We start from the raw sequence: 23,127 nt of genomic DNA on the forward strand, positions 1-23,127 counted from the left end.
TGCAGCTGACGAATACTAATCGGTCGAGGGCTTATCCTAAAAAGTTTGAGAAGCAAACTTACATCGTAAGCATACGCTTAAGTTTGCCCCGGACCCATACATCCGGCAGACAGCAGCTAGAAGGTTTCAGCAAACCTAACTTTCGTATCCAGTTTTCAGCGTGCAAACACGCTACGTTTGGTGGCGATGGCGGAGGGGAACCACGCGTTCCCATACCGAACACGACCGTTAAGCCCTCCAGCGCCAATGGTACTTAGACCGCAGGGTCTTGGGAGAGTAGGACGTCGCCAAGCACGAGAAACCTATCGCATGTGATGCGATAGGTTTTTTGTTTCATTGGAGTTGAATAGGTAGAACAAAGGCCTTAGAGTGCTCTATTTGAGCTTCTAAGGCCTTTGGTTTATCGACGGTAATACGATGCTTCTCGAGCCTCGAGTCGAAGCACACCATCCTTCTGTTCTTTACGGAAAGAGAAGGAGAGAAGTAAACGCGGTAAAAGCAGCCATAGATGCCAGCTTACGATGCTAATCATCAATGATTCTTTAATCCAAGGGTATAGAAGGGCAATGGCACAAAGGCCAATCCAAAACATATGTCGATGAACTCGGCGGAATAATAGAAGCTTAATATCGTTTGCAGGCTTAAAACCGATCCAAGGCGGTGTAATTCGCCAAATCCACTTGCGGTCAGCGGCTTCGTCTACTCCAATAAAGGTGAGCAGTATTATTGCGATATGTATGATTTGGACCACCGCGAACCCGAACAACCAGGAAAACAAACCGTCCATTTGGTACATAAGCATTTGAAAAGCCAATAAAATGGCCGCAATTAGCAAATGGCTTTGAATGAGTTCCGGGCGTATGACCTTTCGTTTCACAAGCTGGTATTGATAAATGGTGGCATTTTTTTGCTCAGACAATTTTTGCTGCATGGTCGAACGTCCTTTCTATTTCAAAGTACAGGGACTCTCGTTAACTATATCGGTTTTTGCGAGCAATCTGTCCATATCTTTAGTGAAACAATTTCACTGATTTAGTAACCATTAGCCCAGATGGGGCATACGATATATAAATATTTGAAATGCGCTATGAAACAAGTATAAATAGATAGACTATGTGTCATAATAATAGCTATATAGGGTCAAACTGAAAGCGGGGATTGTTATGGACGATAATCGCGAGTATCAATGTAATATTTGTTATGAGAAAAAGGAAGAAGGACAAGGCATCCGAATAGTTTCGGGTTTCATTTGTGAGAGCTGTGAAGAAGAAATGGTAAAAACCGATGTTAAAGATGCGAAATATCCTTTCTTCATTCATCAAATGAAACAAATATTTTTGGGCGAAAATGCATGAGCGGTTTCTGACATAAGAAGCCGTTCTTTTTTTTGCCTGTTATTAATGTACAATAGGATGAAGGTTCTACATGTTTGTTTATTTGAAAGGAATGTCAGAATATAATGAAGCCGTTTATAGCACCGTTATTTCATGCGCTTGTACGTCATGTTACTTCGCATCCGACGGGATTTCATGTGCCTGGTCATCATGGAGGACAAGCGCTTAAGCAGTCTAAATGGAAAGACAAAGCAAATGACGACATAATCGATTACTTTTATAAAATCATGCAGATTGATGTTACCGAGCTCTCTTCTACTGACGATTTGCATCATCCTGAAGCTTCAATACAAGAAGCGCAGCAATTGGCAGCTCATACCTTTGGGGCGGAGGAGACTTATTTTTTAGTAGGTGGCAGTACATCGGGTAACATTGCTTTGCTGCTTACCGTTTGCGAACCGGATGATATTATTATTGTGCAGCGTAATGTACACAAATCAATCCTAAACGGATTGAAATTAGCTGGAGCTAAGGCTGTATTTCTAACGCCTCAAGTTGAGCCTATGTCTGGGCTAGCTACCATACCAACTGTTCTGCAAGTAGAAGAAGCCCTCGTCTCATACCCTGAGGCCAAGGCTGTCTTATTATCTAACCCTAATTATTATGGAATGGGTGTAAAGCTAAGGCCTTATGTTGAGGCTGTACACCGTAAAAATAAACCAATTCTGATTGACGAGGCACATGGCGCTCATTTCGGAATGCATCCTTCATTTCCAAACGCGGCGTTATCCGAGGGTGTCGATGCAGTAGTACAATCGGCACATAAGACATTGCCAACCTTAACGATGGGAGCCTTGCTTCATATCCAAGGAAACAGAATTTCTAGAGAGACGCTACGTCAGTCATTAGCGATGATTCAAAGTTCAAGCCCGTCATTCCCGATTCTTGCTTCTATGGATATTTCCCGCGCAATGATCGATACATTGGGGGAGGATATGTTTCAAAAAAGTCTGGATTCAGCAGCGGCTTTTCGCAAATGGTTAAGTGAACAGCAATCGGACATAATCGAAATGAAAACGCGTAACGATGGAGAAACGGAACTTTATTTTGACCCCTTACGAATCGTGCTCCATGATAAAAGCGGCCAGCGATCCGGTTTTGAGCTTCAAAAGCAATTGGAGCAGCAGGGTTGTTTCGCTGAGATGGCTGATCCGCGGTATGTCGTGCTTGTACTAGGCATTCAAACTTCCTTAATGGACATACGTAAACTCCACCTGGCCATTGAGAAAATGAGCAGTGCTGCTAACAGGACATTAGGAGAAATAGTTAAACCCATAACGCCGAGCGTATCCGTTAATTTATGCAGCAGCATTTCTGAGCCAGTTTCATTTGCAAGAGGCGAGTTTAAAAAGGAAACAAGCGAACGCATATTATTACATGAGGCTGAACACCATATATCGGCTGAGATGGTTACGCCGTATCCGCCGGGTATTGCGATTTTGTACCCCGGAGAAAAAATAAAGGCGGCGATGATCGAGCATATCACACAGCTTGCCTTCGCAGGCACAAAATTTCAAGGGGCAGCAGATCCGAAAATGCAAACAATTGCTGTTTACCCTAAATGAGCTGGAATAAGTGCAGGTTTTGTTGAATGAGGCATTTCTTCATTGTACAAGGGGTACCGCTTTGTTAATATAGAAGAAAGTATAGTTAACATAAACGTTAGGAGAAGCCTTAGTTTGAGAAAAGGTGTTTTCATTACCATAGAAGGCGGCGAAGGTGCCGGCAAATCGACACTGATTGAACAGCTATCGAATAAGATGCTTCAAAGGGGAAAAATGGTCACTACGACAAGGGAACCTGGCGGGATCCCGATTGCGGAACAAATTCGTACCGTCATTTTGGACCGTGAGCATATCGCGATGGATGCAAGAACGGAGGCTCTGCTTTATGCAGCTGCCCGCAGGCAGCATCTTGTGGAAAAGGTTGCACCTGCGCTTGAACAAGGGCAAATAGTCATTTGTGATCGTTTCGTAGACAGCAGCCTCGCTTATCAAGGTTATGCCAGGGGCCTTGGAATGGATGAGGTTTGGGCAATAAATCGATTCGCTATCCAAGATCTTATGCCGGATTTGACCATTTATATGGATGTATCCCCTGAAGTAGGTCTGAAGCGTATCTCGCAAGCGTCTGAGCGGGAAATCAACCGGCTGGATTTAGAGAAGCATTCCTTTCATGAAAGGGTACGAGAAGGCTATTTGCAGCTGCTGAAGCAAAATCCTGATCGAATCGTGCGAATTGATGCCGAACAAAGTCCAGAATTGGTGCTTAATGACGTTTTAACGGCAATTGACAGCCGACTTGCAGGATTTCTTGCAACCGATGTCTAATTTTAAACAATAGGCTTTTTTGAGGGATAGAAATTATTCTCGCTAAAAGGCTTTAAGGGATACAAAGGCACACTAAGAAACAAACGCAAGTTATTAATAACCTATTCTAATAGTAGTCAAGGGGGAATGAAGATGAAATTAGTAATTGCGGTTATTCAAGATAAGGATAGCAACCGGTTGTCGAATGCACTTGTGCGTGAGGGATTTAGAGCCACAAAGCTTGCAAGTACGGGCGGCTTCTTAAGAGCAGGCAACACAACCTTTATGATTGGTATTGAAGACGAGAGAGTGCATGAGGTGCTGCAGGTCATTAATGCAAATTGTAAGGTGCGTGACCAGTTGGTTACGCCTGTTTCTCCGATGGGCGGGTCGACAGATTCCTATATTCCTTTCCCTGTTGAAGTACAGGTCGGCGGCGCAGCGGTATTCGTAATGCCTGTTGAACGATTTGAGCATTTCTGATTGGGCGTGACATTAAATGAAAATTGATCAAGGCTTCCGGCCATTAGGGCAAAATAGAACGAACAACGATGCGTTAAACAAGCAGGTTCAGTCAAGAAGCTTTGCCGACGTCATGGTTCAACAGGATGCTGATCGTACCCAAGAGCAGCTACAACAAAAGCTGCAGGACATTCATAAACAAGGCGAGCGGTTGGCTAGAATAATGACTGTCCGCGAATTAAAACTTTACCGTCAAATGATCAAGCAGTTTTTGGAAGACACCATTAGGCGAGGAGTCGTTCTGAAGGAAGTCAAAGGCTTTGATCGCAGAGGACGAATTAAGCGATATAAACTGCTGGATGAGATTGATGCCACGCTTATCTCAATGGCCGAGGATTTACTGGATAGTGAGCAGGGAAGAATTGATTTGCTTAACAGGATCGGTGAGATACGTGGTCTTCTTATTAACTTGTTATTTTAATGAGGAGAGAGCAGGGAAAGGTTAGGAACGACGATGAGCCTTGAACAAATTCCAGGGCAATGGAAAGCACAGAGGATTTTGTCACATGCGCTGCAAAGTGGTAAAATTTCTCATGCTTATTTATTTAACGGTCCATCGGGTACTGGGCGAATGGCAATGGCACGCGAGTTCGCTAAAGCGTTGTTCTGTACGGCAGGCGGTGCGGATGCATGCGGAGAGTGCCTGGAGTGCAGGAAGTTTGAACACGGAAACCAAACAGACTTAACGACGATCGTACCCGATGGCCAATCGATAAAAATCGACCAAATTCGAGAGCTGCAGCGCGATTTTTCTTATCGCAATAGCGGAACGAAGCGCAAAGTCTATATGATCGCGCAGGCTGACAAAATGACGATGCAAGCAGCGAACAGCTTGCTCAAGTTTCTAGAAGAGCCGTTGTCTCCTGTCGTAGCTATTTTGATTACCGACAATGGACAAGCCGTTCTTCCTACGATTCGCTCTCGTACACAGTGGGTTCCATTCTTACCGATGTCACCTGAAATTATGCTGCAAACGCTTATTGCTGAGGGGGCTCCATCTGTTTTAGGCCGAACGGCTGTTCAATTAACATCAGGGTTGGATGGTGCAAGACAATTTCTCCAGCAGAATCAGTTTGCAGAAATCAGAAGCCTAGTGATACAATTAGGCAAGGAGAGTTTGACCCGATTCACCGCGGCGATGATCACTGCTGGACAACAGCTATTTAAAACAGATTTAGTGGAACATACACAATTGCTGTTGTCGTTATTAGTTATATGGTTTAAAGATTTGATACAGTTCCAGGCCGGCAGGCAGGACAACATCGTTTTTATAGATCAGTTAGATTGGATAAGCAAGCATGCTTTTAATCGTTCGTTCGCAGGCTGGGTGTCCTGCATCGAACATACGTTAGAAGCGAGTAAGCGTATGCGTGCAAATGTTACGCCACAGCTCGCATTTGAGCAACTATTGGTAAACTTACAGGAGGGCTAATTCTTGTATAATGTCATCGGTGTCCGCTTCAAGAAAGCGGGCAAGATCTATTACTTTGATCCGGTTGAGCATCCCGTGGATAAGGAGCAACATGTTATTGTTGAAACAGCACGCGGAATCGAATACGGTAAAGTGGTGGTGGGACAGAAGCAAGTCGGTGAATCGGATGTTGTTCTTCCTCTTAAGAAAGTAATACGCATTGCAAGCGATGTCGATGCAAAGGTTGTCGAAGAAAATCGTGCAGCAGCCAAAAATGCGTTTTCTACTTGTCTTGAAAAGATTAAAGGTCACCAGCTTCGTATGAAGTTAGTTGACGTAGAATTTACGTTTGACCGCAACAAAATTATTTTTTACTTTACGGCAGAGGGTAGAGTCGACTTCCGTGAGCTAGTCAAGGATTTAGCCAGCGTATTTCGTACTCGTATCGAACTCAGACAGATTGGGGTTCGGGACGAAGCGAAAATGCTAGGCGGGATTGGTCCATGCGGACGAGTACTATGCTGTTCATCTTGGCTGGGCGATTTTGAACCCGTATCGATAAAGATGGCCAAGGATCAGAATTTATCGCTTAATCCGACAAAAATCTCCGGGTTATGCGGACGCCTTATGTGCTGCCTTAAATATGAGCATGACAATTACGAAAGCATTCGTGAAGAGCTTCCGGCAATTGGTAAATTCGTAGTCACCTCATATGGTGAAGGTAAAGTAACGGGTATTAACACATCTACCAAAAGCGTGTATGTTCAATTATTTGATACACCAGGTAAACCGAAAGAACTGTCGATGGATGATGTCGTCATCAAATAAGCGGCAGAGTGCGATTCTCACGGGTGAGGTTACACTCACGCTTGAAGCTCTGGGGTGGGAACTTGGAGAAGAACGATATATTCGCAAAAATGGACGAGCTGGATAACCAAGTGGGTGTGTTCCATAAGGAGCTTACGGATTTGAAGCAGAAGGTAAAAGAGCTGCTCGAGGATAATAAGCGACTTAGTGAAGAGAACGACCAGCTGCGTCAGTTGTTTAAGAGAGAAGCAGAGCTGGAGCGTGAAGTAGTTAAAGCGCCAGCTAAAGGCAAGAAATCGGGAGCAAATCAAGAGGCACATTCGCCCAATAATCAATCATTTGCAGAAGCGAGTGTTGCGATTGGGGAAGGCCACGATAATTTGACCCGGTTGTATCATGAAGGATTCCACATATGCAACGTTTATTACGGGCATTTGCGGACGGAGGGTGACTGTTTGTTCTGTCTATCCTTTCTAAATAAATAATGGAATCCGTATCGACATGCCGTCCTTGCCGCAAAGGGCGGTATTTTTATTAAGCAGGTCATGAAAAATTATAGAAATGTATACCGAATACTTAAAAGGAGCGGCTTAAATCGTGTCGGAACAAATTATTTTAGCAGAGAATGAAAGACTTGATGATCTCATGACAGAATCAGGCTTAAAAATTATACAGAGCAGGGAAGTATTTAGCTTCTCGCTTGATGCGGTATTGCTTTCACGCTTTGCAAGCGTGCCAAGGCATGGCCGTATCGTAGATTTATGCACGGGTAACGGAGTTATTCCTATGCTACTAACGACTCGTACGAATGCTCGGATCGATGCGGTTGAGATTCAACCGAGATTGGCGGATATGGCGAGAAGAAGCGTAATGCTTAATCAGTTGACTGAACAGATTACTGTCATTGAACAGGATCTGCGATTATATCCAAAGCTAGCTGGTAACGGCGTATACGATGCAGTAACGGTGAATCCGCCTTACATGCCGGTAACGGCAGGAGATCAGAATGAAAATGAGCATTATGCCATCGCTAGGCATGAGATTCACTGTACGCTGGATGACGTAGCAGAAGCATGCTCACGGCTCGTACGTCCCGGAGGCAAGGTATCCATGGTTCATCGTCCGTCAAGACTGCTCGATATCGTTGAAACCATGCGTAAATGGAGGCTTGAGCCAAAGCGTATTCAATTTGTCCATCCGCATGCAAAGGCGGAGGCAAACATGGTACTAATAGAAGCTATGCGGGATGGAAAACCTGATATTAAGCTACTTCCACCTATCATGGTTTATGAAAACGGGGTGCAGATCGTTTGAATATACAAAAAAGCTTTACTGATGCTGCCAAAGAAGGTTCCGGCAGCCTATATTTAGTTGCTACGCCAATAGGCAATTTAGAGGATATGACTTTTCGTGCGATACGTACCTTGAAGGAGGTCCAGCTCATCGCAGCGGAGGATACGAGGCAAACGCGTAAGCTGCTTACTCATTTTGAGATTGGAACACGGATTGTAAGCTACCATGAGCATAATAAGCGTGCAAGCGGTCCCGAGCTGATTAGGTTGCTGCTGGAGGGACAATCTATTGCATTAGTAAGCGATGCGGGATTGCCCGCTATCTCAGACCCTGGCGCTGATCTCGTAAAAGAAGCGATTGAAAATAACATCCCTGTTATTCCGGTTCCTGGAGCGAATGCAGCATTGTCCGCATTAATTATTTCAGGCTTACCGACTGAACGGTTTTTATTTGCAGGGTTTCCGCCTCGGGAAAAAAAATCATTAACGAAATGGCTGATGGAGCTGCAGAGCGAGAAAGGAACTCTCCTTTTTTACGAATCCCCGCATCGGATAAACAAAACACTTGCGGTACTTCAGGAAGTTCTCGGTGATCGCCAAATTGCTTGTGTCAGAGAACTGACAAAACGTCACGAGGAAGCAGTACGCGGTCGTGTAACGGAATGTATGGAATGGTTCGAAGAGCATCCGCCGCTGGGCGAGTTTTGTATTGTAGTCGAGGGGGCAGAGGGGATAGGGGCGAGTGAACAGCTGCTTCCCGAAATTTGGTGGTCAGAATTAGATCTAGAGGCACATGTTGCTCATTATGAAGAGCAATATGACCGAAAAGAAGCGATTAAAAGGGTTGCTGTGGATCGAGGATTACCGAAGCGGGATGTATATAATGAGGTAAATAGATAGAAAATGTTTCTAAAAAGAAAAAAAGACAAAAAAAGACCTTCCTGGCCGGGTTCAAGCGCAGGAAGGCAACAAGGAGTATAAAAAAGGTTAGAATTAACAAGTTGATAAGTACAGTATAACCTATTTTTTTTATTTTGTCACAGGTGTAGGCATCTCTGACAAACAAATATGGCAAACAATTTTTCCTTTGAAGTAAGAAACGTTTTCTGCATTGCCACAGAAGATACATGCAGGCTCATATTTCTTAAGCATGATGCGCTCGCCGTCTACATAAATCTCAAGTGCGTCTTTCTCGCCTATACCGAGTGTACGACGCAATTCGATTGGTATAACGACGCGTCCCAGCTCATCAACCTTACGAACAATACCAGTAGATTTCATCATAATCTATCATTGCCCCTCTCAAAATATGTTTCGCCATCGTTCGACATAGTTTTTGCTTTTATGAATACTATAATACCAACGATTACCATAATAGTCAACTAGGAATATTGCCAATAAATGCCGTTACCATAAGTATTTGACTAGATACTAGGCTCATATTACTCTGTAATAGAATACAACAGCTTCGACAATTTGGAAACTGATTTACGACACTGTTCGACATCATATTCGCTTTTTGTGTCGAAAATATGAACAAAGGAGTTGAGAGACGATGAAGCAACAGCTGACTGAAGAAAAAGTTTTTAAGGATCCGGTCCATAATTATATTTATGTTCAAGACCAAACGATTTGGGATTTAATTAACACAAAAGAGTTTCAAAGGCTGCGGCGGATACGTCAATTAGGAACCTCCTATTTAACATTCCATGGGGCTGAGCACAGCCGTTTTTCCCATTCGCTTGGCGTATATGAAATTACACGTAAAATTATTTCTCAGTTTGAACGTAACGGGTATCCGGATTGGCCTGCTGAGGAAAGATTAGTCTCACTCTGTGCAGCGCTTCTTCATGATGTCGGTCATGGTCCGTTCTCTCATTCATTAGAAGAAGTATTCGACACGGACCATGAAGAGTGGACATGTAAAATCGTGCTGGAGGATACAGAAATCAATCGAGTGCTGCGTGCAGTATCGGAGCAGTTTCCTGCGCAGGTAGCGGCAGTCATTCAAAAAACATATCCAAAGCCAATTGTCGTAAGTCTAATATCCAGTCAAATGGATGCGGACCGTATGGATTATTTGCTTAGAGATGCTTATTTTACCGGTGTCAATTATGGTACGTTTGATCTAGAACGAATTTTGCGTGTATTACGTCCCTATAAAGGGAAAATTGTTGTCAAAGAAAGTGGAATGCACGCGGTAGAGCATTATTTGATGTCGCGTTACCAAATGTATTGGCAGATTTACTTCCATCCAGTTACAAGAAGCTCTGAGATTATTTTACGTCAAATATTTCGTAGAGCGCAGGAGCTTTATGTGGGTGGGTACGTATTTGAATGGATGCCGAAGCCGATTAAGGGGCTTATTCATAACACGATGACGGTCCAAGACTATTTAAAGCTGGATGAGGCTTTGGTTCAAACGGCCTTCACGCAATGGGCTGAGGAGCGGGATCCTTTGCTAAGCGATCTATGCAGCAGGTTTATGAACCGTCAATTATATAAGTACATAACCATCGAAGATCCTGATGAAGCACTTCTAAATGAAATTAGTGATTGCTTCTCTTCTATAGGAATGAATCCAGACTATCATATGGAGATTGACTTCCCCTTTGACCTGCCGTATGACGTATACCGTCCAGATAAAAAAGAAGGCGAAAAGAAAGAAAAAGCGCCGATTTTGTTGTTAGATGTTCAGGATGAAATATGCGAAATATCTGCCAAATCCGACATCGTTCGTTCAATTACGGGGCTTCATCAAGGTGAATATCATTTGTATTACCCAGAGGAGCCGCTCAAAAAAAATATACACTTAATCCCAGAAAAACTAAAAAACCTATTCAAACTCGCTTAAAGGAGCCTGACATAAATATGACATTACTTTTTGATACGCATACCCATTTAGACTCATATAAGTTCGAGGAGGATCGCGACGAAGTCATTCAGCGCGCCAAGGACGCAGGCGTGCATATGCTCGTCAATATCGGCTTTAACCGTGAAACAATTCCCACAACCATGGCGCTAGCAGAGAAATACGATTTTATTTATGCAGCGGTAGGCTGGCATCCCGTAGACAGCATTGATATGGCTCCTAGTGATTTGGAATGGATCGAACGGTTATGCTCTCATGAAAAGGTCGTTGCTATTGGTGAGATTGGTCTTGACTATCACTGGGATACTTCACCGAAGGATGTCCAGCAGCGTGTATTTCGGGAGCAAATTCGACTTGCCCGCAAGGTAGGAAAGCCGATTGTCATCCATAATCGAGATGCGCATGAAGATGTCATTCGCATTTTGCAAGAGGAAAATGCAGCTGAGGTCGGAGGTGTTATGCACTGTTTCTCAGGCAGCTGGGAAACGGCCAAGCAATGCTTGGATATGAACTTCTATATTTCATTCGGAGGACCGGTTACATTCCAAAATGCAAGGGTGCCGAAAGAGGTGCTGAAGCAGGTACCACTCGATCGGATTTTGATTGAAACCGATGCTCCATATTTGGCTCCTCATCCATTCAGAGGGAAGCGAAATGAGTCCTCTTTTGTATCGCTTGTAGCAGAGACCGCAGCCGAATTATTGGGTAAAACGGTAGAAGAAATAGGCGTAATTACGACCGAAAACGGAAAAAAATGTTTTGGTATTGTATGAAAATGAGAGAAATGAAGAGAATGAAAGACCTTTATCGCGTAAAAAGTGATTTTTGTACTGAATATCGCTTATTTTTTCCCTCTTTATCCACCATTTTCGCTTAAATCGTCTTTTATCGTATCTTTACAATTGACCTCGTATGAGGGTATGATTCATCTCAGAGCAATAAAATTTTGTATTGGATTTCCAGTTTGCGCTTAATCTCCAATTGGAGAGCGGGGGAACCAGATGCGGGTTAATGTACCGTGTTTTGAATTCTTCAGGGGTGAATTTCGATGCCTTTGCCATGAGCATTGTGTAACGAATAGGGCGACTCTCTTGCCCGAATCCGTCAGCTAACCTCGTAAGCGTTATAGAGAGTGATCAACCTCGTGCATCCATTTTTCTGTATCCCAGTGTAATCAATTACTCGGGAAGCCACGAAACAGATCCTCTGTCGACGGCTTCTTTTTATTTTCGAATAATCGGAAATATGTCGACATAGGGATTAAAGATGGGGGTGGGAGGATCGATAAGGTAGTACTGGATTGCGTGCTTGCACGCCAATATACTATAGTCGCGTCAGTTGTATCATGCGTAACACTTGGCGGCGGGGCTATGAAGGAGGACCGATGAAGTGGGAATACTCCAGGTTAAGGACACCCATGGGAAACGATCATCCAGCATGTCTTTCGCATTGCGATGGAAGCGTGAAAACTTGCGTTTGATTCTTTTGAGTGCTATTATCTCAATCGCTATGACTTTCATGTTTTTGGTGTTGTTGTACGGAACGGCTGTCAAAAGCGTCTCCGTAGTAGTGAACGGACAAGAAACCATTGTGGAAACGAAGCAATGGGTCCTGCAACGCCTACTGGATGAACAAGCTATCGCAATTGGACCACATGATGAGGTGTCCATACCGCTTAACGCGGCAATAAAGGACGGAGATCGTATCGAGGTAACTCATGCGATACCGGTAATTGTGAAAGCTGATGGCAAGACCTCTACTGTGTACACGACAGAGAGAACAGTGCAGGCAGCGATCGAGGAATTACATATTCCAGTTCGTGGTCAAGATAAAGTAATACCTCCACTCAATACGGTTTTGGATGCAGAGCAGATGGTAACGGTTGTTCGTGTTGACACGAAGGTGTCAGAGACCGAACGCGCGATGCCATTCTCTATAGTGAAAAAGTCGGATCCGACACTTGCGGCGGGCAAGGAAAAGCTTGTGCAAACCGGTAAGCAAGGTGTCATTGTGGAGAGCATCGAGAAGCAATACGAGGATGGCGTTCTTATTTCGAAGAAGATGGTCAGCAAGGTTGTTGAGACGGCTGCAGTTGATCAGGTTGTCGCGATCGGAACGAAGAAGGAAGCGCCTAAGGTAACGGTGCTCTCGAGCAAAAGCCCGAGCATTGCATCGTTAACGAAAAGCGGAGTAACGTTCAAGGCGAAGAAGGTACTTAAGAATGTCATGCTGACTGCTTATTCTGCAGGTGTGGCTTCAACGGGTAAGGATACAAACCATCCGCAATATGGAATTACGGCATCAGGGGCACGCGTACAAGAGGGACGTACGATAGCCGTTGATCCGAAGGTTATTCCAATAGGCTGGTGGGTATATATTGAAGGAATCGGTTTCCGCCGGGCTGAGGATAAAGGCAGCGCGATTAAAGGAAACAAAATTGACGTATACTTTGATAGCACGAAGGTTGCCAATAAGTTCGGAAGAAAAAAAGGCATCACCGTGTATGTCCTGGGACCTAACAAACCTACTGCAAGCTAATTAGTATCGTTACCATCATCTTATCGCCATTATCAATTAAATATGCCATCATAAGGAGAGGCACTGCCTCTTCTTTTTGCATGTTTTTGGGGTTAATGCAGCTTATGTAGAAGGGGATGTCTTGATGATCAAAGAGATCATTGTCGTTGAAGGAAAAGACGACACTGTGGCCATCAAACGGGCGGTGGAAGCAGATACCATTGAGACAAATGGTTCGGCAATCGGTGAGGATGTGCTGAAGAGAATCGCGCTGGCGAATGAGCGTCGCGGCGTTATCATATTTACAGATCCCGATCATGCGGGAGAACGGATTCGAAAAATAGTCGCGCGTCACGCACCGGGATGCAAGCATGCTTTTTTGCCGCAGGAGAAGGCCTTGTACAAAGGAGATATCGGTATCGAAAACGCGAGTCCTGAAGCGATACGTACTGCGCTCTCCGAGCTTCGTACAGAGACGGCGGATGAAGCGGGAGAAGTTAGCTTCGAGGATTTAATGGAAGCGGGTCTAATTGTGCATCCCGATGCGTCTAATCGACGTTTGGTCATAGGCAGACTGCTCGGGATTGGGTATGCGAACGGCAAACAATTTTATAAACGCTGTACAAGCTTTCGAATTTCCAAAGCGGAATTTATAGAAGCATTCCGCAAAATGGAAGAGGAACTGGAGGGTTAGCCGGATGAGTGGTCAAGAGCAGAATGAAGTTACAAGCGGGTCAGCGGTAAAACAGGCTTCGATTGAAGTGGCTACACCAAAACGGACCAAAGAAATTATTGCGAAATACGGATTTTCCTTTAAGAAAAGCCTGGGCCAAAATTTTCTGATCGACCAAAATATTTTGAACAATATCGTAGCGGCTGCCGAGCTTGATGAAACAAAAGGAGCTCTTGAAATTGGCCCTGGCATCGGTGCGCTTACACAGCGGCTTGCACAAGCTGCTGGCAAGGTGACGGCTGTGGAAATTGATAATCGGCTTATTCCGATTTTGAAGGATGTACTGGCTGATGAAGCACATACGACAGTCATTCATGGCGATGTGCTCAAGCTGGATTTGAAACAGCTGTTTGCGGAACAATTTGCTGATGTATCTGGCGTAAGCGTCGTGGCGAATTTACCGTACTATGTCACTACACCGATATTGATGAAGTTGTTGGAAGAGAAGCTGCCGCTTGAGCATATTGTTGTCATGATTCAGAAAGAAGTGGCAGAGCGGATGGCTGCTAAGCCAGGCGGCAAGGAGTACGGTAGTCTCAGCGTTGCCGTTCAGTATTATTGCGTGCCTAAGGTGGTCTGTATGGTACCTCATACGGTGTTTATTCCGCAGCCAAATGTCGATTCTGCCGTAATTAAGCTATCTTTGCGTGACAAGCCGGCTGTCGACGTGCCGGATGAGGATCATTTTTTCCGTGTCGTACAGGCCAGCTTCGCACAGCGCAGGAAGACGCTAGCCAACAATCTGACAGCTTTTGTGGGCAAGGAACGGCGCGAGGCACTAACAGAGATGCTTTTGAAGAACGATATCGATCCGATTAGGCGCGGAGAGACGCTGTCACTCGAGGAATTTGCCCGTATTAGCCGGAGCATGCTGGAGGCGGGCTGGTAAAGCCAATCCTTTCGTCATAAAATACTCACCATTCGCCCTGTCTGCCCATAGGATAGACGAAGAGGTGATTTACCCATGAAGCAAGGGGACCTGGTCGTCCGCAAATCGTATGGCGGTGACGTGCTATTCAAGGTTGAGGCTGTTCGTACACATACTGCCGTTCTGAAAGGCACGGACTACCGATTGCTTGCGGATGCTCCGATTCCTGATCTGTCGGTCATACGCGATCCAGAAACGACAAGTGCGGTGCAGCAAGTTCGTATTAAAGTAAATGATTCCTTAAAACGAATGCATTCCGAACGAGAACGTCAAGCGATTGAGAACGAAGATAATATTCGGCATGCGTTGCAGCAGAGCCAGCCATTTTTTGAAGTGCCAGGAAAAGTGCTTCATCTCGACGGCGACGGTAACTATTTGAAGAAGAGCATGCAGTTGTACAATACGATGCATGTCCCTTCGCATGGCCTCCACGTGCATGAATCCCAAATGGCTGATGTGCTGTACCGACTACTGCCACAAATTCAACCGGATATTGTCGTTATTACCGGCCACGACGGTGTACTGAAGAACCGGGCGCAAATGGACCTGTACAGCCTAAGCAGCTACAAAAACTCACAGCATTTTGTTAATGCCGTACGCGTTGCACGTGAATATGAGAGAAATCGAGATGGATTAATCGTTATTGCCGGCGCTTGCCAATCACATTTTGAGGCACTGCTGCAGGTGGGCTCAAACTTTGCAAGCTCACCTGGGCGAATATTGATCCACGCGCTTGATCCGGTCTATATAGCTATCAAAGCAAGCTACACGTCAATTAAAGACACCATTAATTTATCGGATGTTATTCACGGCACGATTAGTGGAATCGACGGTGTGGGCGGTATTGAGACAATGGGACGCTTCCGTGTCGGTCTTCCAAAGCCCCAAATAACGGCGTCCAATTCAGTATTGAAGCAATAATGGCTTAATTGCTGAGCTTTATTCCATAATTTTTTACCTACACGAAGGTGCAAAAGATCGCTGTTAAAAGCGCAAATATACATATTGGAGTTCAAGCAACTTCTTAATATGTATATTTTTTGCATTCCTATGCATACTTTTTTAAAAATGGGTGAAATCACCGTTGACAAGTAAATATTCCGACTGATATAATATTTTGCCTCATTTGACAAGCCCCCTCTTTTTGGTTATAATGAACAAGGAAAGAGGTGGTAGTGGACAATGGCAAAAAATGCGCTATTGGATATTAAACGCAGCTTGGAAGCTCATGTTGGCTCCAAAATCCGTCTTCGAGCGAACGGTGGCCGACGAAAGACCATCGAACGAACCGGTACGTTGGAAGAAACCTACCCTTCTGTTTTCATTGTTAAGCTGGATGAAGAACAACATGCTTTCAAGCGTGTCTCATACAGTTATGCGGATATACTGACTGAGTCGGTGGAAGTGACCGTATGCAATGATGAAGGTCAAGTCCGTATCGCCCATTTGCAACAATAGAATATATATCGCCTAGTGAGGCATGTTAGCGCAGATCGCATCTGCGCTTTTTTTTTGCCTACAAACAGCAGCAGCCCATTCCGGATTATGGTTTCTGTCCTTCACGTATCGTGGAGCCGGTGTGGAAGCATACTACCTGTGCAATAGTGACAGGCGTATATTTTGAATCGGTTGAATTCGAATGTGGAGGTTATGCGAATGGGTCGCAGAAGGCGCGGCGTAATGTCGGAGCAATTGAAATATGAGCTGGCAAAAGATCTAGGGTTTTACGATACAGTGCAGCAAGAGGGCTGGGGAGGCATACGCGCGAAGGATGCCGGCAATATGGTTAAACGTGCTATTCAGCTTGCTGAACAGGCCGCCGCAAAATCGAACCAACCCTAATTAAAATCGATATTTTGGCAAGAAAAAGCTAAGCTGATGACAATCGGAAATCCATTGATTGTCATCTCTTAGCTTTTATTGCGTTCGTTTGATATAATGATGCTTAAGCTTATGAACGAACGGGTGAACTTATCGGATGAAAATTTATGAAAAAGCTCCTGCCAAAATTAATTTACTGCTCGATGTGCTCCGCAAGCGTGATGATGGTTACCATGAAGTCGAAATGATCATGACGATGGTTGACCTTGCTGACCGACTTGAAATGGAAGAGCTGCCTAGGGATACTATCATTATTTCAAGCCAGGTTGGCTACATACCGCTAGACGAGAAGAACCTAGCCTTTCAGGCGGCTAGGCTTATTAAAGAACGCTATGATGTAAAGCAAGGCGTTTATATTCATTTAGACAAGAAGATACCTGTGGCTGCTGGTCTCGCCGGCGGAAGCAGTGATGCTGCTGCTGCGCTGCGCGGACTAAATCGACTATGGAAGCTGCAAATCCCAGAAGATGAGCTGTGCCGCCTTGGCGCTGAGCTGGGATCTGACGTTCCGTTTTGCGTAACAGGAGGTACAGCCATTGCTCGCGGCCGAGGCGAGGTTCTTGAGCATATCGCGAATCCTCCGCAATGCTGGGTAGTGCTGGCGAAGCCGCCAATTAATGTGTCGACAGCTGATGTGTATGGCAGATTCCGCGCAAATGAGCTGAAAGAGCATCCATCGATTCCTAATATGGTAAGCGCGCTCGAGCGAGGTTCCTTTAACGATATTTGCGAAGGGCTGGGCAATGTGCTGGAGAATGTCACCTTAGACGTTTATCCTGAGGTTATGCAATTGAAGGAAAGCATGATTCGGCTTGGGGCTGATGGTGTGTTAATGTCGGGAAGCGGGCCTACCGTATTCGGCCTTGTTTCGAAGGAAGCCAAGCTTCCACGCATTTATAATGGGCTTCGCGGCTTTTGTAAAGAAGTCTATGTGGTAAGAATGCTGACATAGGACTGACGTTCTTCTTGATTAAATCCGTATAAAAATGTTATATTGACATTATATTATTCGGATTTAGTGGGGGGAGATGTGTTTGAAGAAGTTGAAACGGAGCTCGCGGTTGGTAGAAATGACCCAATACCTGTTAAGTCGACCCCACACGTTAATTTCACTTACAGCATTTGCTGATCGATATCAATCGGCAAAGTCTTCTATTAGTGAGGACCTGGCGATCATCAAAGAAGTGTTTGAGGAAGAAGGCATTGGTGAGCTTCATACACTTGCTGGAGCTGCTGGCGGAGTAAAGTATACGCCGAAAATGCAAGAAACGACGGCTCTTACCATTATGACGAGCATATGCCGCCAGCTAGAGCAGCCTGAGAGGGTTCTTCCCGGCGGTTATTTGTATATAACGGATATGCTAGGTCAGCCGGAATTGCTGGCGGATGTCGGCAGAATGTTTGCAACCGCTTTTGCAGACCGGAAGATTGATGTGATTATGACGGTAGAAACAAAAGGGATACCGCTTGCTTATGCGACTGCGGCCTGCTTGAACATACCTGTCGTTATCGTGCGTCGAGATAATAAGGTGACAGAAGGCTCCGCGGTTAGTATTAACTATGTATCGGGGTCTACCAAGCGTATACAGACGATGTCCCTGGCTCGCCGAGCTCTTAAGGAGCAGTCGCGTGTCCTTATTATTGACGACTTCATGAAAGCAGGCGGAACGATCCAAGGCATGATGGACCTGTTGTTTGAGTTTAAGGCTATCGTAGCGGGAGTCGGCGTATTTGTTGAATCCGGCGAGGTGGAATTAGAAGAGCGGCTGCTTGAGGACTATATATCATTGGCTAAGCTGACTGCCGTTGATATGAAGACGAAGCAAACGACGGTAATTCCGGGAAATTATTTTAAAGCGTAGATACGTGTATAAGAGGGCTTATATCTCCATCTAGGAAAGGCTGGGACCATAATGACAACGAAGCAACAACTGCAAGTGATTGCAACAGATCAAGCACCTGCGGCGATCGGGCCTTATTCGCAAGCGATTAAGCTGGGGGGATTATTGTTCACATCAGGACAAATTCCACTTGATTCGTCAGGTCAGCTTGTAGAGGGCGGCATTGAAGAGCAGACCCATCAGGTGTTCCGCAACTTGGAGGCCGTGCTTTCGGCAGCAGGTGCCAGCTTCCAGGATGTCGTGAAGGCAACCGTATTTATAAAAGACATGAATCAGTTTGCAGCGGTAAATGGCATTTATGCCTCCTACTTTGGAGAGCATAAGCCGGCTCGTTCGACCGTTGAGGTCGCAAGGCTGCCAAAGGATGTCCTTGTCGAAATAGAGGTCATTGCATCGACAAATGTCGAATGAAAACGAAAAAAATTAAATTTAAAAAAATATTTTAAATAGAGCATGATTTTACCAGAAATGTAGAAGGAATTGGCATAAAAATGTGGAAGTATACACCAAGTCTCTCATAGACAAAGGTGGTGAACACAAGTGCAAATTACTGATGTCAGACTCCGCCGCGTAAATTCCGAAGGGCGTATGAAGGCTATCGCATCCATTACTATTGATAATGAATTCGTTGTTCACGATATTCGTGTCATCGACGGAAACAATGGAATGTTCGTTGCCATGCCAAGCAAGCGTACTCCGGATGGAGAATTTCGGGATATTGCTCATCCGATCTCTTCAACAACTCGGGAGAAAATCCAGGCTGCTGTTCTCGCTGAATATGAGCGCGCAGCAGAAGAAGTTGCGATTGAAGAAGGAGCTTAACCAAAGCATTTCATGATTTTGGGGTTGATTGGAGAAGGGAGCCACGGCTCTCTTTTCTTTTTTTTGCGATAAGCGGCAGTTCTCCTATCTTGCATTCAAGAGTAACCTGTAGAATGCTTTTCTGAAGGGTGTGACTGGCATATGCTGTTATCGCTTGGAAATCCAAGAACATATTCGTATAATGGAATATAATATAGCTAATATTTGGTGACATGATGATGGCCAATGCTGCCTGAATTAGGCATGGATTAATAGTAAGCTATACTGAAGTTATCATTCATAGACGATTTAGGGGGTCTTTTATTTGAAAGTTATGGCGATTGTGCTTGCTGCGGGACAGGGCAAGCGAATGAAATCGAAGTTATATAAAGTGCTTCATCCGGTGTGCGGCAAGCCTATGGTCGGTCATGTGCTGGGGGTTGTACAGGAAGCAGCGGCAGAGCGTTCGGTCGTTATTGTGGGACACGGAGCAGAAATGGTTAAATCGTATTTGGGTAATGACGCTGAATATGTTTTGCAAGAGCAGCAGCTCGGTACGGGTCATGCAGTACGTCAGGCAGAGGCACTGCTCGGCGGAGAAGAAGGCACGACTATCGTCATTTGCGGCGATACGCCGTTGGTGCAAGCATCTACGATCAGCGCCATGCTTGAGCTGCATAAATCCAGCGGCGCCGCAGCAACGGTATTAACGGCAGCGTTCGAGGTCCCAACTGGCTATGGACGCGTTATTCGCGGTCAAGACGGTACAGTCCAGCGGATCGTGGAGCAAAAGGATTGTTCACCTGAAGAGGTGGCCGTAAAGGAAATTAATACGGGTACGTATTGCTTCGATAACCAGAAGCTGTTTGCTGCGCTTGCAAAGGTAACGAGCAATAATGCACAGGGAGAATTTTATTTGACCGATGTCATCGGCATATTCCGTGAAGATGGCGAATCGGTGCAAGGCTATTGCACCACTGATCTGGCAGAAGCCATTGGCGTAAATGACCGCGTGGCTCTAGCAGAAGCTGAGCGCTTTATGCGCGATCGGATTAACCGGAACCATTTGCTCGGCGGAGTGACCCTCATAGACGCTTCATCAACCTATATTGAAGCAGACGTTCAAATCGGATCCGATACTGTCATTTATCCGGGAACCGTGCTGCGCGGTTCAACCATTATTGGCGAGGATTGCATTATTGGTCCGCAAGCGGATATCACAGACAGCTCGATCGGGAACGGCGTTACGATTAAGTATTCCGTTGTTGCAGAATCCATCGTAGGTGATACAAGCTCGGTGGGACCTTATGCGAATTTGCGTCCAGGTTCGAAGCTGGGTGTCGGCTGCAAAATCGGTGATTTCGTTGAACTCAAAAACGCTTCACTCGACGATGGCAGTAAAGTTTCCCATTTGAGCTACGTCGGAGACGCTAAGGTGGGTAAGGACGTTAATATCGGCTGTGGCGCGATTACGGTCAACTATGATGGTTACAATAAATTTGTGACTGAGATCGGCGACAATGCGTTTGTCGGAAGCAACGTTAACTTGATTGCCCCTGTGAAAATAGGAGACGGAGCCTATGTCGTTGCTGGCTCTACGGTGACGCATGATGTGCCTGCTGGGGACCTTGCCATAGCTCGCGAGCGTCAAGTAAATAAGCCGGGGTATGCCGATAAGATTCGGGGACGTGCCAAAGCAAAGAAAGAAAAAAAACAATAATAAGCACCAGTGTTTTTATAAGATGCAGGACTGAATTCAGACTATGAATTCAGCTCTGCATCTTTTTTGCCTATATATTTATAGGTTTTTCGCGAAACGAGCTATTGCCGCAAATGAACGGCTACAGCCGGTATACGCTTGCTATAAATGATGCGGAAAGCAGTAGAACGATTACTGCTTTGCCGCAATGCAGCTCCAAATTCGACTTTTGATGTAGGAATACAAGCAAAATGTGGCGGATAAAGTTTAATTTTTGGATGGAGTGGGTAAGTTATAGGGAAATGATTTACGAAGCTTAGTTTGCTATTCAAAACTAGGTAAAACATTAGGAGGTAATCAATATGGCGATAGCTATGAACGCGGATCAACGAACTGGCACGACGAAAGGTGAGTTGCGCCAATTGCGGCTCCAAGGAAAAATACCAGGTGTTATTTACGGAAAACAGCTAACGGATTCTGCGCAAGTCATTGTGGATGGCAAGGAATTGCAGGCATTGCTGCGTTCCCATCCGAATGCGGTGCTTGAAATTAATATTCCGTCACACGGGAAGACTTCTGTGATGATCTCGGAGATACAACGCGATTCATTAAGCCGCCAGGTGCTGCATGTTGATTTTCATCAAATCAATATGAATGAGAATGTGCGGGCAAACGTACGCTTTCACACAGAAGGCGACTCGCAGGGCGTCCGTGAGGGCGGCATTCTGCAGTTAATTTTGCACGAGCTCGAGGTGCAATGCTTGCCGGGCAATATCCCTGATGCTATAACGGTCGATATCTCATCATTAGATATAGGCGGCAGCTTGCTTGTGAGCGATCTGCAGCTCCCTAAGGGTGTCGAAGTGCTTGCTGATCCGGAGCAGGTTGTGGTGACAATTCTTGCACCGCAAAAAGAGCTTACCGAGGAAGAAGCAGAAGACGCTGCCGTGGAAGCTATAGAGGCGGAATCACGCTCCAAAGAAGCGCAGCTTGAAGGCATTAAGAGCCTGTAGTCACTATTTCCGAATAAGAAGTAACTTTCATGCTGCGGCGCCGTCCTTATACAGGACGGCGTTGTTTGCGGTTGATAATGACAGCGATCGCAGCAATAAGCTTGCCTTTACCGGGTATCTTCAGATGTTTACGCTTGCAACAGATTATGTTACATTTGTCCGTAAAGGTAAAGGAGTGAGAGCAAGCAATGAGGTGGATTGCAGGATTGGGGAATCCCGGTGCGGCTTATCAGAATACAAGACATAATGTCGGATTTATGGTCATTGATGAGCTGGCAAAGCGCTGGGGCATTAGCGTAACGCAAAGCAAATGTAAGGCATTAATCGGCGAGGGCAATGTGCAGGGAACTAAGGTCGTTCTCATTAAACCGATGACATATATGAATTTGTCCGGGGAGTCCGTTCGGTCATTCCTGGACTATTTTAAGGCGGATGTTGAAGACGGTGTTATTGTCTATGATGATTTGGATACCGAAATAGGGAAGCTGAGGCTTCGCTATCAAGGCAGCGCAGGCGGACATAACGGAATAAAGTCACTCATTCAGCATTTAGGCACGCAGACTTTCGACCGCGTTCGGATGGGGATCTCTCGTCCGCAGCCGGGAATGAACATCGCGGACTATGTACTCTCTACCTTTCCGAAGGGCGAACATGATTCATTATCAGCGATGATTTCAGATGCCTGCGACGCTATAGAGTTTAGATTGAAAGCGCCTTTCGAGGAGACGATGGCAAAGTTTAACCGATAATCTGTTAGATTGCGATATTGCGGGCATACTGAAGGGTATAACGACCCTTCAGGAGGCATACATATGGCTGTAAACTATATCTGTCGGCACTGCAGAACATCAATCGGGTCACTCAGCGGGTCAAATATAACCGAGCATCAGCTCGGTTTCCATTTCTTGACCCCTGAAGAACGCAGCGATATAATAGCGTATGACCCAAATGGAGATGTGACGGTAAAGGTGGTCTGCGATTATTGCCGTGAGGCGATTGACGCAAACCCGGAGCTTCATTTGGTAGCAAATCCACTTCAATGACGGT

Annotated in this window: 28 protein-coding genes, 1 rRNA gene and 1 riboswitch; of the genes, 27 read left to right on the forward strand and 2 right to left on the reverse strand. The window is 45.3% G+C overall.

Translation table 11 applies throughout. From position 1 onward, the window contains the following. Positions 1 to 176 precede the first annotated feature (176 nt). A 5S ribosomal RNA gene (gene rrf, locus RCO25_RS23500) occupies positions 177 to 293 on the forward strand. A 107-nt stretch (positions 294 to 400) separates the two neighbouring features. Here rrf and RCO25_RS23505 read toward each other — a convergent pair. Further along, a complete protein-coding gene (locus tag RCO25_RS23505) occupies positions 401 to 931 on the reverse strand; it encodes a transposase (RefSeq protein WP_308998561.1) in 531 nt (176 codons plus the stop codon). A gap of 232 nt (positions 932 to 1,163) precedes the next feature. Here RCO25_RS23505 and RCO25_RS23510 point away from each other — a divergent pair, with 232 nt between their 5' ends. The 10 genes from RCO25_RS23510 (at position 1,164) to rsmI (ending at position 8,635) form a co-directional block, all read left to right on the forward strand. Further along, positions 1,164 to 1,355 (forward strand): sigma factor G inhibitor Gin, encoded by a 192-nt coding sequence (locus RCO25_RS23510; RefSeq protein WP_308998562.1) that lies wholly within the window; start codon positions 1,164 to 1,166, stop codon positions 1,353 to 1,355. A gap of 104 nt (positions 1,356 to 1,459) precedes the next feature. Then, positions 1,460 to 2,959: an aminotransferase class I/II-fold pyridoxal phosphate-dependent enzyme gene (locus RCO25_RS23515; RefSeq protein WP_308998563.1), complete on the forward strand. Its 1,500-nt coding sequence runs from the start codon at positions 1,460 to 1,462 to the stop codon at positions 2,957 to 2,959. 114 nt (positions 2,960 to 3,073) lie between these two features. Continuing rightward, complete coding sequence (gene tmk, locus RCO25_RS23520; RefSeq protein WP_308998564.1) at positions 3,074 to 3,724, forward strand: dTMP kinase; 651 nt, start codon at positions 3,074 to 3,076, stop codon at positions 3,722 to 3,724. 132 nt (positions 3,725 to 3,856) lie between these two features. Then, complete coding sequence (locus RCO25_RS23525; RefSeq protein ID WP_054025787.1) at positions 3,857 to 4,186, forward strand: cyclic-di-AMP receptor; 330 nt, start codon at positions 3,857 to 3,859, stop codon at positions 4,184 to 4,186. A gap of 16 nt (positions 4,187 to 4,202) precedes the next feature. After that, positions 4,203 to 4,646, forward strand: a complete 444-nt coding sequence (locus tag RCO25_RS23530) for a YaaR family protein (protein WP_308998565.1) — start codon at positions 4,203 to 4,205, stop codon at positions 4,644 to 4,646. A 33-nt stretch (positions 4,647 to 4,679) separates the two neighbouring features. Further along, the gene (gene holB, locus RCO25_RS23535) at positions 4,680 to 5,657 is read left to right on the forward strand and encodes a DNA polymerase III subunit delta' (RefSeq protein ID WP_308998566.1); all 978 of its coding nucleotides are present in this window, start codon (positions 4,680 to 4,682) and stop codon (positions 5,655 to 5,657) included. 3 nt (positions 5,658 to 5,660) lie between these two features. Continuing rightward, complete coding sequence (locus tag RCO25_RS23540) at positions 5,661 to 6,464, forward strand: PSP1 domain-containing protein (RefSeq protein ID WP_053373398.1); 804 nt, start codon at positions 5,661 to 5,663, stop codon at positions 6,462 to 6,464. A 62-nt stretch (positions 6,465 to 6,526) separates the two neighbouring features. Continuing rightward, positions 6,527 to 6,928: an initiation-control protein YabA gene (locus RCO25_RS23545; protein WP_308998567.1), complete on the forward strand. Its 402-nt coding sequence runs from the start codon at positions 6,527 to 6,529 to the stop codon at positions 6,926 to 6,928. A 160-nt stretch (positions 6,929 to 7,088) separates the two neighbouring features. Beyond that, positions 7,089 to 7,757, forward strand: a complete 669-nt coding sequence (locus tag RCO25_RS23550; protein WP_308998625.1) for a tRNA1(Val) (adenine(37)-N6)-methyltransferase — start codon at positions 7,089 to 7,091, stop codon at positions 7,755 to 7,757. Further along, positions 7,754 to 8,635, forward strand: a complete 882-nt coding sequence (rsmI, locus tag RCO25_RS23555; RefSeq protein WP_308998568.1) for a 16S rRNA (cytidine(1402)-2'-O)-methyltransferase — start codon at positions 7,754 to 7,756, stop codon at positions 8,633 to 8,635. The genes RCO25_RS23550 and rsmI overlap by 4 nt, the downstream gene beginning before the upstream one ends. A 129-nt stretch (positions 8,636 to 8,764) precedes the next feature. On the opposite strand, the gene RCO25_RS23560 is transcribed toward rsmI, so the two are convergent. Next, on the reverse strand, positions 8,765 to 9,019 hold the full coding sequence (locus RCO25_RS23560) for an AbrB/MazE/SpoVT family DNA-binding domain-containing protein (RefSeq protein ID WP_028609554.1): 255 nt from the start codon (positions 9,017 to 9,019) through the stop codon (positions 8,765 to 8,767). Between the two features lie 271 nt (positions 9,020 to 9,290). Here RCO25_RS23560 and RCO25_RS23565 point away from each other — a divergent pair, with 271 nt between their 5' ends. From RCO25_RS23565 to fin, 16 genes are all read left to right on the forward strand, one after another. After that, complete coding sequence (locus RCO25_RS23565) at positions 9,291 to 10,589, forward strand: HD domain-containing protein (RefSeq protein ID WP_308998569.1); 1,299 nt, start codon at positions 9,291 to 9,293, stop codon at positions 10,587 to 10,589. Between the two features lie 17 nt (positions 10,590 to 10,606). Continuing rightward, positions 10,607 to 11,380 (forward strand): TatD family hydrolase, encoded by a 774-nt coding sequence (locus RCO25_RS23570; RefSeq protein ID WP_308998570.1) that lies wholly within the window; start codon positions 10,607 to 10,609, stop codon positions 11,378 to 11,380. Between the two features lie 184 nt (positions 11,381 to 11,564). Beyond that, positions 11,565 to 11,745: riboswitch (cyclic di-AMP (ydaO/yuaA leader) on the forward strand. 251 nt (positions 11,746 to 11,996) lie between these two features. Further along, positions 11,997 to 13,145 carry a resuscitation-promoting factor gene (locus tag RCO25_RS23575; protein WP_308998571.1) on the forward strand — a complete coding sequence of 383 codons (1,149 nt, stop codon included), beginning with the start codon at positions 11,997 to 11,999 and terminating at the stop codon, positions 13,143 to 13,145. A gap of 124 nt (positions 13,146 to 13,269) precedes the next feature. Next, positions 13,270 to 13,818: a ribonuclease M5 gene (rnmV, locus tag RCO25_RS23580; RefSeq protein WP_308998572.1), complete on the forward strand. Its 549-nt coding sequence runs from the start codon at positions 13,270 to 13,272 to the stop codon at positions 13,816 to 13,818. A 4-nt stretch (positions 13,819 to 13,822) separates the two neighbouring features. Further along, positions 13,823 to 14,746: a 16S rRNA (adenine(1518)-N(6)/adenine(1519)-N(6))-dimethyltransferase RsmA gene (rsmA, locus tag RCO25_RS23585; RefSeq protein ID WP_308998573.1), complete on the forward strand. Its 924-nt coding sequence runs from the start codon at positions 13,823 to 13,825 to the stop codon at positions 14,744 to 14,746. A 75-nt stretch (positions 14,747 to 14,821) separates the two neighbouring features. Continuing rightward, positions 14,822 to 15,706 carry a sporulation peptidase YabG gene (yabG, locus tag RCO25_RS23590; protein WP_308998574.1) on the forward strand — a complete coding sequence of 295 codons (885 nt, stop codon included), beginning with the start codon at positions 14,822 to 14,824 and terminating at the stop codon, positions 15,704 to 15,706. A 261-nt stretch (positions 15,707 to 15,967) separates the two neighbouring features. Continuing rightward, positions 15,968 to 16,243, forward strand: coding sequence for a biofilm formation stimulator Veg (gene veg / locus RCO25_RS23595; RefSeq protein ID WP_053373389.1), 276 nt, complete (start codon positions 15,968 to 15,970; stop codon positions 16,241 to 16,243). A 198-nt stretch (positions 16,244 to 16,441) separates the two neighbouring features. Beyond that, positions 16,442 to 16,627, forward strand: a complete 186-nt coding sequence (locus tag RCO25_RS23600) for a small, acid-soluble spore protein, alpha/beta type (protein WP_308998575.1) — start codon at positions 16,442 to 16,444, stop codon at positions 16,625 to 16,627. Between the two features lie 136 nt (positions 16,628 to 16,763). Next, the gene (gene ispE / locus RCO25_RS23605; RefSeq protein WP_308998576.1) at positions 16,764 to 17,618 is read left to right on the forward strand and encodes a 4-(cytidine 5'-diphospho)-2-C-methyl-D-erythritol kinase; all 855 of its coding nucleotides are present in this window, start codon (positions 16,764 to 16,766) and stop codon (positions 17,616 to 17,618) included. A gap of 82 nt (positions 17,619 to 17,700) precedes the next feature. Beyond that, positions 17,701 to 18,528 carry a pur operon repressor gene (gene purR / locus RCO25_RS23610; RefSeq protein ID WP_308998577.1) on the forward strand — a complete coding sequence of 276 codons (828 nt, stop codon included), beginning with the start codon at positions 17,701 to 17,703 and terminating at the stop codon, positions 18,526 to 18,528. A 51-nt stretch (positions 18,529 to 18,579) separates the two neighbouring features. Then, a complete protein-coding gene (locus RCO25_RS23615) occupies positions 18,580 to 18,978 on the forward strand; it encodes a RidA family protein (RefSeq protein WP_308998578.1) in 399 nt (132 codons plus the stop codon). A 129-nt stretch (positions 18,979 to 19,107) separates the two neighbouring features. Beyond that, complete coding sequence (spoVG, locus tag RCO25_RS23620; protein WP_028609566.1) at positions 19,108 to 19,389, forward strand: septation regulator SpoVG; 282 nt, start codon at positions 19,108 to 19,110, stop codon at positions 19,387 to 19,389. Positions 19,390 to 19,693: 304 nt separating this feature from the next. After that, positions 19,694 to 21,088, forward strand: coding sequence for a bifunctional UDP-N-acetylglucosamine diphosphorylase/glucosamine-1-phosphate N-acetyltransferase GlmU (gene glmU, locus RCO25_RS23625; protein WP_308998579.1), 1,395 nt, complete (start codon positions 19,694 to 19,696; stop codon positions 21,086 to 21,088). 341 nt (positions 21,089 to 21,429) lie between these two features. Next, complete coding sequence (locus RCO25_RS23630; protein WP_308998580.1) at positions 21,430 to 22,080, forward strand: 50S ribosomal protein L25/general stress protein Ctc; 651 nt, start codon at positions 21,430 to 21,432, stop codon at positions 22,078 to 22,080. A gap of 188 nt (positions 22,081 to 22,268) precedes the next feature. After that, complete coding sequence (gene pth, locus RCO25_RS23635) at positions 22,269 to 22,829, forward strand: aminoacyl-tRNA hydrolase (RefSeq protein WP_308998581.1); 561 nt, start codon at positions 22,269 to 22,271, stop codon at positions 22,827 to 22,829. Between the two features lie 63 nt (positions 22,830 to 22,892). Continuing rightward, entirely contained in the window at positions 22,893 to 23,123 is a 231-nt protein-coding gene (gene fin, locus RCO25_RS23640; RefSeq protein WP_169090087.1) for an anti-sigma-F factor Fin, read from the forward strand. The last annotated feature ends 4 nt before the right edge of the window (positions 23,124 to 23,127 follow it).

It is taken from the genome of Paenibacillus sp. LHD-38 (assembly GCF_031157315.1).
In the GTDB taxonomy this organism is placed as follows: domain Bacteria; phylum Bacillota; class Bacilli; order Paenibacillales; family Paenibacillaceae; genus Pristimantibacillus.

Coding starts and splice junctions, on each gene's coding strand:
- RCO25_RS23505 (WP_308998561.1), bottom strand. CDS start 931: ATGCAGCAAAAATTGTCTGAGCAAAAAAATGCCACCATTTATCAATAC.
- RCO25_RS23510 (WP_308998562.1), top strand. CDS start 1,164: ATGGACGATAATCGCGAGTATCAATGTAATATTTGTTATGAGAAAAAG.
- RCO25_RS23515 (WP_308998563.1), top strand. CDS start 1,460: ATGAAGCCGTTTATAGCACCGTTATTTCATGCGCTTGTACGTCATGTT.
- RCO25_RS23525 (WP_054025787.1), top strand. CDS start 3,857: ATGAAATTAGTAATTGCGGTTATTCAAGATAAGGATAGCAACCGGTTG.
- RCO25_RS23530 (WP_308998565.1), top strand. CDS start 4,203: ATGAAAATTGATCAAGGCTTCCGGCCATTAGGGCAAAATAGAACGAAC.
- holB (WP_308998566.1), top strand. CDS start 4,680: ATGAGCCTTGAACAAATTCCAGGGCAATGGAAAGCACAGAGGATTTTG.
- RCO25_RS23550 (WP_308998625.1), top strand. CDS start 7,089: ATGACAGAATCAGGCTTAAAAATTATACAGAGCAGGGAAGTATTTAGC.
- RCO25_RS23560 (WP_028609554.1), bottom strand. CDS start 9,019: ATGATGAAATCTACTGGTATTGTTCGTAAGGTTGATGAGCTGGGACGC.
- RCO25_RS23565 (WP_308998569.1), top strand. CDS start 9,291: ATGAAGCAACAGCTGACTGAAGAAAAAGTTTTTAAGGATCCGGTCCAT.
- RCO25_RS23570 (WP_308998570.1), top strand. CDS start 10,607: ATGACATTACTTTTTGATACGCATACCCATTTAGACTCATATAAGTTC.
- rnmV (WP_308998572.1), top strand. CDS start 13,270: ATGATCAAAGAGATCATTGTCGTTGAAGGAAAAGACGACACTGTGGCC.
- rsmA (WP_308998573.1), top strand. CDS start 13,823: ATGAGTGGTCAAGAGCAGAATGAAGTTACAAGCGGGTCAGCGGTAAAA.
- yabG (WP_308998574.1), top strand. CDS start 14,822: ATGAAGCAAGGGGACCTGGTCGTCCGCAAATCGTATGGCGGTGACGTG.
- veg (WP_053373389.1), top strand. CDS start 15,968: ATGGCAAAAAATGCGCTATTGGATATTAAACGCAGCTTGGAAGCTCAT.
- RCO25_RS23600 (WP_308998575.1), top strand. CDS start 16,442: ATGGGTCGCAGAAGGCGCGGCGTAATGTCGGAGCAATTGAAATATGAG.
- ispE (WP_308998576.1), top strand. CDS start 16,764: ATGAAAATTTATGAAAAAGCTCCTGCCAAAATTAATTTACTGCTCGAT.
- RCO25_RS23615 (WP_308998578.1), top strand. CDS start 18,580: ATGACAACGAAGCAACAACTGCAAGTGATTGCAACAGATCAAGCACCT.
- RCO25_RS23630 (WP_308998580.1), top strand. CDS start 21,430: ATGGCGATAGCTATGAACGCGGATCAACGAACTGGCACGACGAAAGGT.
- pth (WP_308998581.1), top strand. CDS start 22,269: ATGAGGTGGATTGCAGGATTGGGGAATCCCGGTGCGGCTTATCAGAAT.
- fin (WP_169090087.1), top strand. CDS start 22,893: ATGGCTGTAAACTATATCTGTCGGCACTGCAGAACATCAATCGGGTCA.